The organism is Chitinophaga hostae, assembly GCF_018224885.1.
GTDB lineage: Bacteria > Bacteroidota > Bacteroidia > Chitinophagales > Chitinophagaceae > Chitinophaga > Chitinophaga hostae.
The window spans coordinates 59,092-72,905 of the sequence record NZ_JAGTXB010000018.1 but is presented as its reverse complement, the minus strand read 5'-3'; the positions used below and the strand labels follow the sequence as shown (position 1 = coordinate 72,905).

Here is a 13,814-nt window from a genome sequence, read left to right as displayed (position 1 = left end):
TCAATCGAGTTGCGAAATCTCTCTCTTATAGTCCCTCGGTGTTTTCCCTTTTATTTTTTTGAAGAAGCGATTAAAGTGGGTAGTGTTCCTGTATCCGCACTTATTAGACAACTCCGCCATCGACATTTCCTTTTCCTGCAACAGGCGGCAGGCGTATCCGATTCGTAGTTCGTTTACAAAATGGGTAAACGATTTTTGTGTTCTGCTCTTGAAGAAGCGGCAAAAGGAGTGTACGTTGATACCTGCTATGGCTGCTATTTCCGACAAAGGGATATCTCTTTTAAAATGCCGGAAAATATATTTGAAGACGTTATCCATGCGGGATTGATCTTTATCGCTATACAGGTTTACGTAGTTGGTGCCGGCAAGGAGCCGGTATTCTTTGGTGACCATCATCTTTTGCAGCAAGGTCATAAAGGAAATGGTTTGCGGCAGGTCCTGCTCCCGCAGCATTTGCTGCATCAGGGTTAGTATAGCTGTTTTGGCGTTGCCATAAAACTGTATGCCGCGTTGTGCTTTTTTCAGCCAGTTTTTTACTGCGCTGACGTTACCGAAAGGATCCAAATGTTCCACCAGCAGGTCGGGCGAAATATAGAGTGCCAGCGACCGGGCCTGCAGTTTATCTTTTCCTTCGAAATACTTCTGCTCATTGTGCCACACATGCGGTGTATTGGATCCTACGAAGATCAGCTCACCACTTTCAAAGTATTCGATGTTATCGCCGATAATACGACGCCCGGCACTTTCCACCACGTATACCAGCTGACACTCATGGTGAAAATGGAACTCGGTCGAAAAGTATGGCTGTGTAATTTCCTTTACCAGGAATACACGCTGTTCAAGGGCTTTGTCGCCCGGTATGGCAAAAAAAGGCTTCATATTACCAGTCTAAAATAGGTAAATTCACTAATAAAGTCAAAATAGTGTTGATTTAAGTCAATTTCGCCGGGATGATATACCTTATCACTTGTTACTTTTGATACCAGGCGCCAACCGCCCTGTATGTCACGTTTAATTTTCCACGGAAACAATCCGAATGATGATACTGAAAAATAAAATAGTGCTGGTTACCGGCGGGGCATCCGGGATAGGAGCTGCCTGTGTAGCCACTTATATGCAGGAAGGCGCTACTGTAGCGGTGCTCGACAAAGATGAGGCGGCATTACAGGCATTAAAAACGGGGACAAACGCGCCGCATTTACTGCTGCATGCTGATCTGAATGATGGTACTGCCATTGAATCGGCCATTGCCACGGTATTGCAAACCTATGGGCGGCTCGATGCCATCCATAATAATGCAGGTGTTGCGAGTCCTTCGAAACCGTTGCATGAAACCACCGAAGCGGAATGGGAGCAGGTGATGAATGTGAATATCCGCAGTATCTACTATACTACGCGATACGGTATTGCTGCGCTGAAAGCATCCCGTGGTTGTATCCTCAATACCAGCAGCCTGGTGGGAGAAATAGGGCAGGAGAACCACGCCGCATATGCAGGCAGCAAAGGTGCGGTGAATGCGCTTACCAAAGCCATGGCACTGGATTATGCCCGCGACGGGATCCGGGTTAACGCGGTAGCTCCCGCCGGCGTATGGACGCCCATGCTGCGGCAGTGGAGTAAAGAGCAGCCTAACCCGGCACAGATTGAACAATACCTCGATCATATTCATGCACTGGGTTACTGCCCGGAAGCCATAGAAATAGCCAGCGTATGTGCGTTCCTGTTATCCGACAACGCACGTTTTGTAACCGGCTGTATTATGCCCGTAGGCGGCGGGGCAGAACTGGGATATAAACACACATCATAAATTCTACGAATAATGAAGAAAATCCTTTCCTTATGTTTACTGCTGTTGGCACTCAACAGCCAGGGCCAGACCAATGACCAGCTGGACCAGAAAATTCTAACCAGCAAAGCGGTGATGGACAAATTTATGGACCTGCGTTTTGGTATGTTCATTCACTGGGGGCCTGTTGCGCTGCGGGGTACGGAAATAGGCTGGTCGCGGCACGTGCAGGTACCTGCTGCCGATTACGATACATTGTATAAAATATTCAACCCGGTAAAGTTTAATGCGGAAGAGTGGGTGAAAACGGCCAGTGATGCCGGTATGAAATACCTGACCATCACCGCCAAGCATCATGATGGATTTTGCCTATGGCCATCTGCCTATACCGACTACAACATCATGGCTACTCCCTTTAAGAAAGACGTGGTAGGGTTGCTGGCCAAAGCCTGTAAAAAGTATGGTATCAAATTTTGTATTTACTACTCTGTACTCGACTGGCATTATCCCGATTACCCGATCGATAATCCGAATGATTCGAATGGTGTACGTAAAAATGCAGACATGAAAAAATATGTGACGTATATGAAAAATCAGCTGAAAGAGCTGATCGTCAAATACGACCCGTACATGCTGTGGTTTGACGGCCCCTGGGAAGCCCCCTGGACATCAGAGATGGCGCTTGATATGTATGCCTATCTCAAAAAACAGAAGAAAGACCTGATCATCAACAATCGCCTGGGTAAGGCATTTTCGGGCACCGGCGCTTCCGGCACGGCCACTTTCCTGGGTGACTACGATACCCCGGAACAACGTATCGGTGATCTGAATATGAAAACGCCCTGGGAAACCTGTATGACCATCTGTGAACAATGGGCCTGGAAGCCAAATGATAAAATGAAATCGTTACAAACCTGTATACAAACACTGGCCAAAGTAGCCGGCGGTAACGGCAACCTGTTGTTTAACGTAGGCCCCCGTGCAGATGGCGCAATAGAGCCGGAGCAGGTAAACCGGTTAAAAGAAATGGGCAACTGGTTGCATCAATACGGTGCGGCGATCTATAAAACCAATGGCGGACCTTTTAATCCCAATAAAACATTTGCCACCACCCGCAGCGGAAAACGTATATACGTACACGTATTTGAGCCGGTGCAAACATTGACACTGAGTGGTTTGCAAGGTATAAAAGTTCAGAAGGCTTATATCATGAACGGTGCAGCAGTGCCCGTGCAGCAAACCGGGGGAGATGTTAGTATCACGTTGCCTGCCACTTTACCAGATACCAATGATACAGTAGTTGTGTTGGAAACAGATCAACCAGCTATGAGTATTGCTCCTATAAAAAACGACGATAAAAAATGATCACAAAAGTAGTAGTTAAAGATGCCCGGTTCCCGCTGGCAGCGGGGGCCGGCAGTGATGCGATACATCAGAACCCGGTCTATTCTTATACCGTTGCCTGTTTGTATGATGATAAGGGAAATTGCGGCACCGGCCTGGCTTTTACGCTGGGAGCGGGTAATGAGCTGGTATGCGCCGCTGCCAGGTTTTATGGCGAAAAACTGGTTGGTAAAGATCTTCCTGAAATAATGGCTGCTTTCGGCGACTGGTTTAAACAACGTTCCGATGAGCAGCAATTCCGCTGGCTGGGCCCACATAAAGGAGTGGTACATCTTGCACTGGCAGCGGTGACCAACGCCTGCTACGACCTGTGGGCAAAACAACAGCAGGTGCCTTTATGGAAACTGTTGCTGGATCTCACACCGGAGCAGCTGGTGAATACACTGGACCTTTCCTATCTCGAAGAAATATTGTCACGTGAGGAAGCGGTACGGATGTTAACGGATATGCAGCCGTCGCGCAGCAGCAGGGAAGGTGTATTGAAGCAGGGTTATCCTGCATATGATACTTCTGCCGGCTGGTTCAACTACTCCGATGATCAGCTGGAAACCAATTGCAAGCGTGCGCTGGAGAATGGGTTTAAGGCATTAAAATTAAAAGTGGGAGCGAAGAACCCGGAAACGGATATACGAAGAGCACATATTGTAAGAAATACGGTCGGCGATGATATCAAAGTAATGGTAGATGCCAATCAGCAATGGAATCTGCCGCAGGCAATTGCTATCGGCAAAAGACTGGCTGATATCCGTCCTTACTGGATAGAAGAGCCCACGCATCCGGATGATGTGCTGGCGCATAAGAAGCTGGCAGATGCGCTGGACCCTGTGAAGCTTGCCTTAGGGGAACATGTGCCGAATAAGGTCATCTTTAAAAATTACCTGGAAACAGGTTGTGCAGGGTTTATACAGGTAGATGCCGTTCGTGTAGGCGGTGTTAGCGAGTTTTTAACTGTGAGCCTGCTATGTAAAAAATACGGTGTGCCGGTAGTGCCGCATGTTGGTGATATGGGGCAGCTGCATCAGCACCTGGTATTGTTCAATCATATCGGCATGGGTCATGACGCGTTATTCCTGGAACATATTCCGCATCTGCGTGCGCATTTTTCAACACCGGCGCTGATTACAGACGGATTTTATCAAACTCCTGAAATGCCGGGCAGCAGTTGTGACCTGCTTTCAGTTAATACTTTCCCCGGATGATTTCCTCCACAGATATAGTCATCAGCATTTGTTACGTGGCGTTTATTGTGCTGCTGGGATTTTGGGCCGGCATGTCCGGTAAAAAGGACAGCAATGCCGCGGGAGAATATTTCCTGGCGGGTAAATCGTTACGCTGGCCGATGATCGGCATGGCTTTGTTTGCCACCAATATTTCCTGTCTGCACCTGGTGAGCCTGGCGCAAAGCGGTTTTGACACCGGTTTGCTGGCAGGCAACTTCGAATGGATGGCAGCATTTACGCTGATACTGCTGGCGCTTTTCTTTATACCGTTTTACATCCGGTCGGGTGTGGCCACCTTGCCTGACTTCCTGGAACGGCGGTACAACCGCAACTGCCGCGACTGGCTGGCGATTGTGTCTGTTGTTTCGGCAGTGGTGATTCATATTGCCTTTTCTTTCCTGGCAGGTGGTATTGTGCTCGAAACGTTATTTGGTATTAACATGTTTACCAGTATCATCATGATTGCGGTGGTAACCGGTGCTTACACCATCGTGGGCGGTTTACGCGCTGTAGTGGTAACAGAATCGGTACAAACAGTGGTGTTGCTTGCCGGCGCAATTATCATCACGATATTATCGTGGTGGAAAGTAGGCGGCTGGCACCCGGTGATCGATGTATTACAGGGAAATGAGCAGATGGATAAGTTGTCTATGTTGCGTCCGCCAGGCGATCCCGGCGGACTCCCCTGGTATGCTGTATTCCTGGGTTACCCGGTGATCGGTATCTGGTACTGGTGTGCGGATCAAACGATTGTGCAGCGCGTGCTGGGTGCAAAAGATGAAAACCATGCGCGCACCGGCGCTTTGTTTTGCGGATTTATAAAAGTGCTGCCTGTTTTTATTTTCATCTTACCCGGGTTGCTGGCGTATGTGCTCTATAAACAAGGCGCACTAGACCTGAGCGCCTTGCAACAGGCAGATGGGAAGCTGCATACCAAAGGGATCTATTCACTGATGATTACTAAACTGGTACCTCCCGGATTGGTAGGTATTTTAGTGGCGGCATTATTATCCGGCCTGATGAGCCAGATTTCCGGGGCATTGAATTCCATCGCCACGCTGGTAAGTTATGATCTGTACAAAAGGTACCGGCCGGAAGCTACCGACAAACAACTGGTGAAAACAGGCCGTGTTGCGGCCGGTTTGGCGCTGTTGTTATCGATCGGGCTGCTGCCCCTGCTGAATAGGTATGAGAGTCTTTTTAACGGCATAAATGACGTAATCTCGCATATTGCGCCGCCCATCACCTGTGTATTCCTGTTAGGAGTATTCTGGAAAAAGGCGTCGGCGCTGGCGGCGCAGTATACTTTATGGCTTGGCTCTGCGTTGGGCGCCATCGTATATGTTATCGGCAAGGTATCCCCTGAAGGACCTTTGAGTCATATTCCTGCGTTGATGGTGGCGTTTTACCTGTTTGTAGTTTGTATGCTGCTGCAGGTGACCTTATCTTTTGCTTTTCCGATGCAGCATACCCCGGAAAGCAGCCGTTTATATTGGGAAAGCCCGCTGGCGCCCTTACGCGTAAAAGGCTGGCCGGGACTTGCAAATTATAAAGTATTGTCGGGTGTGTTGCTGGGAGTAATGGCGGTGTTGTATTGGTACTTCCGCTGACGCCACGGATTTTTTTGGCCAGGATTAAATTGTCTTGCCCAGGATTAAACTTATTTTAGGATTTACAGGATTTTTTCTTTTTGATTTTAGATTGATTTAAAAGATTGTGGGAGATATAAGCAAATTTATTTTCGCTTATATCTCCCACAATCCTTTAAAATCAAAAAGAAAAAATCCTGTAAATCCTAAAATAAGTTTAATCCTGGGCAAGACAATTTAATCCTGGGTAAGGCAGTTTTATTTCCCCATCTGCGCAACTACCGCTTCTGAAACGCCGGTGCTGGAGAACCCGCCATCATGGAAGAGGTTTTGCATGGTCACCATTCTTGTGTAGTCCGAGAACAGGGCGACGGTAAATTCCGCGCATTGTTCGGCGGTAGCGTTTCCGAGGGGCGACATTTTTTCTGAGAAGGAAACGAAGCCATCGAAACCGGCGATACCCTGACCTGCCGTAGTGATAGTAGGCGACTGGGAAACGGTATTGATACGTACATGCTTTTTGTTGCCGTACTGGTAGCCAAAGCTGCGGGTAATACTTTCCAGCATCGCTTTAATATCGGCCATTTCGTTGTAGTTGGGAAATGCCAGGTGCGCTGCGATGAAGGTAAGGGCTACTACGGAACCCCATTCGTTGATGGCGTCGTGCTTCATCGCGGTTTGTAATACGCGGTGAAGGCTCATCGCCGAAATATCGACCGACTTATGCATGAAGTCGTAGTTCAGGTTCGTATAGTCGTTGCCTTTACGCACGTTTACGCTCATTCCTATGGAATGCAGCATGAAGTCCACGCCGCCGCCAAAATGCTCTTTTGTTTTGATGAAGAGATTTTCCAGGTCATCCATGTTCGTTACATCTGCCGGTATGATCGGGGCATTACATTGTTTGGCCAGCTCATTAATTTCGCCCATGCGGATGGCGATAGGCGCGTTGGTTAAAACGATTTCTGCGCCTTCTGCAACGCAGTGCAGCGCCGTTTTCCAGGCAATTGACTTTTCATCGAGGGCGCCAAAAATAATTCCTTTTTTACCTTTTAATAAGTTGTGGGACATGACGGTGTTTTAGTGTAAGAATATTGATTACTACAGGGCTTAAATGTATAGTAATTATTCCTGCACAAAGAAGGACATGATGAATTTTAACATTTTATGCAATCACGTTTGTTAAAGTCATCACACCGGGTGATGATTAATGTCCCGCCTGTTGTTTAAGTTGCATCTGCAACAGCCATAATTCTTCCATTGGTACGGGTTTCCTGCTGACTTTTTCCATATCTTTTCCTTCTTTTGTAAACAGGAATGGATAGAAGCTCATGCCCTGTGTACCGTTCATCTTTGCTACATCTTCCTGCCATCCTTTCCAGCGGAAAGCTTTGTAAAAGCCTTCTATATCTCCGGAGCAACAAAACCCGATAAAGTCGCTATACCCGATTTCCATATTTTCCCATTCCAGCGCATCGGGTGCAAAATAGAATACGCTGCTTATTCCTTCCTGGGTAGCGATGCCGCCGTTGTTGATGGCAAAGAATCCGCCTGTTACATCGTCTGCTATCAGGAGGAAAGAGGGTTGTTCGCCGGTTTGTGTAAATGATTTGCCTTCATTCCATGCCGGAAGACTGCGATCCAGCTTTTCATGGCCGGAGCCTAATACCCTTATCCAGCCATGATCTACGAGTAGTCCGCCTGTTTCGTATATAATAGCACCCATAGGAGAGCGGGTCGTTACCTGCGTTTGATACAGGGCCTGTTCAGCGCGTGCGCTGTCTTTCGGGAGGATTTCAATATGATTGCTGCCTTTGTTAATCCAGTCTTTTACCAGGTCCCAGCCGGGTTCTTTTGTATTGATCAGTTCATTTAAAGTTCTCATCTTATGAATTTGTGCATTAGTAATAAAAGGCAACATCAGCAGTGTATTGATGATAACAAGCCAATATTTTTTCATGGGGTACAGATGAATAGTATGGCTGCAAATTAAAGCAAAAAAGCCTGTAAACGGGGGAGGTTTACAGGCTTTTTATTGCTATAGTAAATTAGATCTCTCCTTTCTTCAGCTGCTTCACCGCATAGTCCGCTGCCCTGGCAGTAAGCGCCATATAAGTCAGTGACGGATTTTGTGTGGAAGTAGATGTCATGCAAGCGCCGTCGGTTACAAATACGTTGGTGCATGCATGCAGCTGGTTCCATTTATTGAGCATGGATGTTTTGGGATCCAGTCCCATGCGCACACCGCCCATTTCGTGGATATCGAGTCCCGGCGCCTGTTTGGAGTCGCCGGTGCTGATATTGGTAAATCCTGCTTTGGTATACATTTCCGTCATTTGTTCGAAGAAATCCTTCAGCATTTTTTCATCGTTATCATCGTAGTCCAGGTCGATATTGATTTGTGGAATGCCCCATTCGTCTTTACGATTGGCGTCCAAAGTAACGGTGCTTTTTTCTTTCGGGATGGTTTCTCCCATCATATGTGAACCTACGAACCAGGCTGAATCGGTTTGACTGTTGAACAGCTGTTCTTTCAGGCTTTTGCCAAATCCGTTGGTATCGGTATGGGAGCCTCTGCCACTGGAAAATCCGGCTGCATAGCCACGGAGGAAATCTGTTTCCTGTTTCATTACGTTACGGAAGCGGGGCAGGTAGGCGCTGGTGGGACGTCGTCCGTCGGTAGTGGAGTCTTTAAATCCTTCGTACTGACCGGAAATATGTCCGCGGTAATTATGAAAAGCAAAGTATTTACCCAGCACACCACTGTCGTTACCCAAACCGTTAGGAAAGCGGTGGGAGGTGGAGTTGAGCAGTATCAGGTTGGTATTAACGGCAGCGGCATTTACAAAAATGACGTTGGCGTAATATTCCATCATTTCCCTGGTATTGGTATCTACTACGCGTACGCCGGTAGCTTTTCCTTTTTGTTCATCATAGATGATGGAATGTACTACGGAGAAGGGACGGAGAGTAAGATTACCGGTTTTTTCTGCCCAGGGAAGGGTAGAGGAGTTGCTGCTGAAATAGCCGCCAAATGGGCATCCGCGCTGACAGAGATCTCTTTTCTGACATTGGCCTCTGCCCTGATCCAGGTGTATCTGCTGCGGTTGTGTTAAGTGTGCGCAACGGGCGTAGATGACTTGTCTGTCTTTATAATTGGCTTTTACAAAATCTTTGAAGTAATTCTCTACGCAGGTAAGTTCCATGGGTGGTAAAAACTCGCCGTCCGGAAGATGGGGGATACCGTCTTTGTTACCGGAGATACCTACAAATTTTTCTACGTAGCTATACCAGGGTTCAATATCCTTATAACGGATAGGCCAGTCGGTGGCGAAGCCGTCGCGTGCCGGACCTTCGAAGTCGAAGTCGCTCCAGCGTTGCGTTTGCCTTGCCCACATCAGTGACTTACCGCCTACCTGGTAGCCGCGGATCCAGTCGAACGGTTTAGGCTGTCCATAAGGATGGTCATTGTCTTTCACAAAAAAGTGCATAGCATCTTCCTTATAGGCATAGCAGCGGCTGATCGACGGGTTAGCTGCTTTTATTTCCTGTGGTACTTGTCCGCGGTGCGGAAACTCCCAGGGAAACTGGCTGGTGGTTGGATAATCTTTTAGGTGTTTTACGTCGCGGCCTCTTTCGAGCACCAGCGTTTTTAATCCTTTCTCTGTAAATTCTTTTGCTGCCCATCCGCCACTGATACCGGAACCGATAACGATAGCATCAAACGTGCGGTTTTGCAGACTGGTATTATTATTACTCATATTGTTGGTAGTTAGGCAATCTTCCGGGTAGTGGGTTTCAATGGCACGCATCCTTTGAAGCGTGCGGGTACCAGCTCATAGATGTCGACGTTGGTCAGGAAATATTTGGAGCTGGTATATGCCTTGATGGTCAGGTGTTTGGTAGTCCGGTAAAAGAAGGACATGTCGTCCTTGTTATTCCAGCCGGCTTCCATGGTGGTGAGCAAGGCTTCTCTTTGTGCCGGTGTACTTTTCAGGAAAGAGCGTCCGTTTAATTTTTTGCAGGCCTGTTCAAACGCTTTTAGTCCGTTGAGCCACTGCTGCTGCTCTTCTTTCTTATAGCAGTCGTCCATCATAATCAATGTAAACAAATGCGCTGAAAGTGCTTTTGCGCCGGGTGTGGTGGTAGCGGGAATAATTGTTTCCACGAGTTCGGCCAGCATTTTTTCCTGGTCACCATCTACCTGAATATGTTTTAGTGCTAAGGAAGCCCTGGTTGTGTGTTGCAGACAGGCGGGCAAAAATGCCACACCGGCTGAAACAAACAGCAGCTGCTTGATAGCGGATCTTCTGTTCACTGCCATTGAAAGGAATTTTGTCTAATAAAACGGGAATTGATCAGCATTATATTTAAAATCTCGTTAAAGATCGGCGACGGGTTTTTATGTTGCCGACATGAAACAGGGATTAAATATAAACGAATCTGTGATTTTTTCACAGGTAAATTTGCGATGGCATCAGGGCAGTGCTTCCGGGTGGTGGCGGGGCTGCCTGTTTGGCTTTTTTCCGGGGAATGGTCATCATGCTGAGGGCGACGCTGTTAATAGCAGTGTTGCCTGCCCCGGGGGCAGGCCATGCCATATTTGTTCGCCACGTGGGCCCGGTATGCCGTTACTTCACGCCTTTCTCCGGATTCCAGCTACCCTGTTGTTTGCGTACGAAAAGGATTTGCCCGATATGATACGCATTATGCGCATTGATATGAGCGATCGTGGAATAGCTGGAAGACAGTGTTTTTTCATCTGCCTGCTCAATGGCCTGTTCCCAGGCGGTTAATACGCTGTCGATCCTTTTTACAGTACCGTCCCACGTCGCCTGTGTGGCGGGCGAAAAGGTATCGTCATTATTGATGTTGACCGGATCTTTTTTCCGTCCTTTGAACTTTTCGAGCTGATCAAGATCCCAGAAAATGAGGTGGTTGACCAGTTGGGCAATGGAGTGATTGCCGCTGCTGTCTTTCCAGTTGGCCTGTTCAGGCGTTAGACCTTCAATGGCGGTGTTTACCGGCACAAACCAGTCCGCCTTATTATGCGTGGTTTTCAGTTGTTCCAGTAAGATAGCTTTGGTGGAGGTTTGGCTATAGCAGCAATAGCCGACTAACAGGAATGGGAGTACGATATATTTTCTCATAGCGGGGGTATTTATTAAATTAAATATAGGTTCTTTTTTAGTATGTTTCCATCAAAATAAAAGGCACTTGTCCATGCAACTGATCGCCCTGGATCCCGGTCATTTCCACGCTTCGCTGGTACAACAACAAATGTATCCGGATATAGATTCCGTGATACAGGTGTACGCGCCAGAAGGCCCTGAAGTAGAACAATACCTGCAGCGGCTGGCTGCCTATAATAAACAGGGTAGTCCGGAGGTACACTGGATACCGAATGTATATACCGGCAGCGACTACCTGCAGCAGCTATTGTTATGCGCACCCGGTAATATCGTGATATTGGCGGGGAATAACCGTTTAAAGCCAATGTATATCCGCAGTGGGATTGGCGCCGGTATGCATGTGCTGGCAGATAAGCCCATGGCCATAGATGCGGCGGGGTTTGCATCTTTACAAGCTTCCTTTGCTGATGCAGCTGCCGGAAAGGTGCAGTTGTTTGATATTATGACGGAGCGTTATGAGATTCATAATGTGTTGCAGCGGGAACTGGCGCGGATGCCTTCACTCTTTGGCACCCTGCAACCGGGCACTGCTTCCGAACCCGCCGTGATTAAGAAAAGTGTGCATCACTTTAAAAAAATGGTGGCGGGCGAAGCCTTGGTGCGGCCCGGATGGTATATGGATGTACAGCAGCAGGGGGAAGGCATTACCGATGTAACCACCCACCTGGTAGACCTGGTGCAGTGGACCTGTTTTCCAGGGCAGGTGCTTGACTATAAAAAAGATATTCATATTGACGCCGCCACTACCTGGCCTACGGCGATGAGCAGGGCTCAATACCGCGATATTACAGGAGGAGCACCGCTTACAGCCGCACTGGCGGCCACCGCGGGGGATGATGGTCTCCTGGAGATATACGCCAACGGTAGTTTTGACTATACCATCCGGGGCGTACATGCCCGGATTACCGTGCAATGGGATTATGAAGCAGCGGCGGGGGCCGGTGATACCCACTATTCGCGGATACAGGGTAGCAAGGCCGCGCTGTTGATCCGGCAGGACAAAGAACAGGGTTATTTGCCGGTACTGTACATTAGCCCCGTATCGCCTGATGCCGCGTACATGGAGCAGCTCAGCAACGGGGTTGCTGCACTGGCGCAGAGATACCCGGGCATAGCGCTAAAGGCAGCCGGGCGGGATTGGGAGGTGGTGATTCCCCGGGAGTACCTGAATACCCATGAATCGTTATTTGCAGCCGTAATGCAGCAATTCCTGGTGTATGTGCGGGCAGGACAGATGCCGGCCTGGGAGGTGCCCGGTATGATAGCAAAGTATTATACCACTACACACGCATTGTCAGTTGCGAAAAAATTAGAATATGATAGCCGGAAAATTTAAACGCCGGAATTGTATGAATGCGGCTATTTTTGCTGCTTTCCATATTTTTATCTCGGAACAGTATAGAAAAATTGTTACTATATGCTTAAAGAAAGAATCCGGCAATTAGCCAGCGGACTGCTGGGGGAGGCAACGGCGAATCGCCGCCACCTGCACACCCATCCGGAGCTTTCCTACCGGGAATACCAGACGGCAGCTTTTATAGAAGATAAGCTGCATGCCCTGGATATTCCTTTCGAAAGGATGGCTGATACCGGTATTGTTGCTTTATTGCAGGGCGGTGCTGCGCCATCAGATAAGGTAGTGGCCCTGCGGGCCGATATAGACGCACTGCCCATTTTTGAGCTAAACCAGGTACCCTACCGTTCCCAAAATGAAGGGGTGATGCATGCCTGTGGCCACGACGTACATACGGCATCATTGCTAGGAGTAGCGGGCATTCTTACCCGTATGAAGCCGGAGTTCAGCGGCACAGTAAAATTTATTTTTCAGCCGGCAGAAGAGGTGATTCCCGGCGGCGCCAGTTTAATGATCAAGGCCGGGGTATTGGAAAATCCTCGTCCTGCGCATATCCTGGGGCAGCATGTGATGCCGGAGTTGCCGGTGGGCAAGGTGGGATTCCGCTCCGGCCGGTATATGGCCAGCAACGATGAGATTTCCATTACGGTAAAGGGCAAAGGGGGCCATGGGGCTATGCCTAACCTGGGGATAGACCCGGTGCTGATTGCCTGTCATATTATCATAGCGCTGCAGCAGATTGTGAGCCGCCGTGCCAGCCCGCTGTCGCCTTCTGTATTATCCTTTGGCAAAATGATCGCCAATGGCGCTAATAACGTGATCCCGGACGAAGTGAAGATATACGGCACTTTCCGCTCGCTCGATGAAACCTGGCGTACGAGCGCTCATGAAAAGATCAAAAAAATGGCCATCTCCATAGCAGAAGGTATGGAAGGCTCCTGTGATATTGACATAGAAAGAGGGTATCCTGTTCTGATCAACGAAGACAAGCTCACCGCGGCCAGCCGCGCGCATGCCATCGATTACCTGGGCAAAGCGCAGGTAGAAGACCTGGACATCTGGATGGCAGCAGAAGATTTTGCTTCCTATTCGCAGGTAGCCGATGCCTGCTTTTACCGGCTGGGCGTACGGAATGAAGACCGTGGCATGGTATCCGGTTTACATACCGCTACGTTTGATGCAGATGAAAAAGCGCTGGAAACCGGCGCGGGGCTTATGACTTACCTCGCATTGAAAACGCTGGGTAATTAGCAAAGAAAGGTGGCTGAC

General features: G+C 48.5%; 13 protein-coding genes. 6 read left to right on the top strand and 7 right to left on the bottom strand.

Annotated features, from left to right (window positions below):
* Positions 1 to 879 carry an AraC family transcriptional regulator gene (locus KE626_RS26550; RefSeq protein WP_211976053.1) on the bottom strand — a complete coding sequence of 293 codons (879 nt, stop codon included), beginning with the start codon at positions 877 to 879 and terminating at the stop codon, positions 1 to 3.
* Positions 880 to 1,036: 157 nt separating this feature from the next.
* Between KE626_RS26550 and KE626_RS26545 the strand changes: the two genes are divergently transcribed.
* Genes KE626_RS26545 through KE626_RS26530 form a run of 4 tightly spaced genes read left to right on the top strand, consistent with a single transcriptional unit; the run spans position 1,037 to position 6,020 of the window.
* A complete protein-coding gene (locus tag KE626_RS26545; protein ID WP_211976052.1) occupies positions 1,037 to 1,807 on the top strand; it encodes an SDR family NAD(P)-dependent oxidoreductase in 771 nt (256 codons plus the stop codon).
* A 12-nt stretch (positions 1,808 to 1,819) separates the two neighbouring features.
* Positions 1,820 to 3,151 (top strand): alpha-L-fucosidase, encoded by a 1,332-nt coding sequence (locus KE626_RS26540; protein WP_211976051.1) that lies wholly within the window; start codon positions 1,820 to 1,822, stop codon positions 3,149 to 3,151.
* The gene (locus KE626_RS26535; protein WP_211976050.1) at positions 3,148 to 4,389 is read left to right on the top strand and encodes an enolase C-terminal domain-like protein; all 1,242 of its coding nucleotides are present in this window, start codon (positions 3,148 to 3,150) and stop codon (positions 4,387 to 4,389) included. The genes KE626_RS26540 and KE626_RS26535 overlap by 4 nt, the downstream gene beginning before the upstream one ends.
* Positions 4,386 to 6,020, top strand: a complete 1,635-nt coding sequence (locus KE626_RS26530; protein WP_211976049.1) for a sodium:solute symporter — start codon at positions 4,386 to 4,388, stop codon at positions 6,018 to 6,020. The genes KE626_RS26535 and KE626_RS26530 overlap by 4 nt, the downstream gene beginning before the upstream one ends.
* A gap of 237 nt (positions 6,021 to 6,257) precedes the next feature.
* On the opposite strand, the gene KE626_RS26525 is transcribed toward KE626_RS26530, so the two are convergent.
* From KE626_RS26525 to KE626_RS26500, 6 genes are all read right to left on the bottom strand, one after another.
* Positions 6,258 to 7,070 (bottom strand): enoyl-ACP reductase FabI, encoded by an 813-nt coding sequence (locus KE626_RS26525; protein WP_211976048.1) that lies wholly within the window; start codon positions 7,068 to 7,070, stop codon positions 6,258 to 6,260.
* Between the two features lie 136 nt (positions 7,071 to 7,206).
* A complete protein-coding gene (locus KE626_RS26520; RefSeq protein WP_211976047.1) occupies positions 7,207 to 7,884 on the bottom strand; it encodes a DUF2625 domain-containing protein in 678 nt (225 codons plus the stop codon).
* Positions 7,885 to 8,047: 163 nt separating this feature from the next.
* A complete protein-coding gene (locus KE626_RS26515) occupies positions 8,048 to 9,760 on the bottom strand; it encodes a GMC oxidoreductase (protein WP_211976046.1) in 1,713 nt (570 codons plus the stop codon).
* Positions 9,761 to 9,771: 11 nt separating this feature from the next.
* Positions 9,772 to 10,323: a gluconate 2-dehydrogenase subunit 3 family protein gene (locus KE626_RS26510; RefSeq protein ID WP_211976045.1), complete on the bottom strand. Its 552-nt coding sequence runs from the start codon at positions 10,321 to 10,323 to the stop codon at positions 9,772 to 9,774.
* Between the two features lie 130 nt (positions 10,324 to 10,453).
* Positions 10,454 to 10,600: a hypothetical protein gene (locus tag KE626_RS26505; protein WP_211976044.1), complete on the bottom strand. Its 147-nt coding sequence runs from the start codon at positions 10,598 to 10,600 to the stop codon at positions 10,454 to 10,456.
* Positions 10,601 to 10,630: 30 nt separating this feature from the next.
* The gene (locus KE626_RS26500) at positions 10,631 to 11,149 is read right to left on the bottom strand and encodes a DinB family protein (protein ID WP_211976043.1); all 519 of its coding nucleotides are present in this window, start codon (positions 11,147 to 11,149) and stop codon (positions 10,631 to 10,633) included.
* Between the two features lie 73 nt (positions 11,150 to 11,222).
* Here KE626_RS26500 and KE626_RS26495 point away from each other — a divergent pair, with 73 nt between their 5' ends.
* Together KE626_RS26495 and KE626_RS26490 are read left to right on the top strand one after the other, a co-directional pair.
* A complete protein-coding gene (locus tag KE626_RS26495; protein WP_211976042.1) occupies positions 11,223 to 12,527 on the top strand; it encodes a putative oxidoreductase C-terminal domain-containing protein in 1,305 nt (434 codons plus the stop codon).
* 81 nt (positions 12,528 to 12,608) lie between these two features.
* Positions 12,609 to 13,796 (top strand): M20 metallopeptidase family protein, encoded by a 1,188-nt coding sequence (locus tag KE626_RS26490; RefSeq protein ID WP_211976041.1) that lies wholly within the window; start codon positions 12,609 to 12,611, stop codon positions 13,794 to 13,796.
* Positions 13,797 to 13,814: the final 18 nt, after the last annotated feature.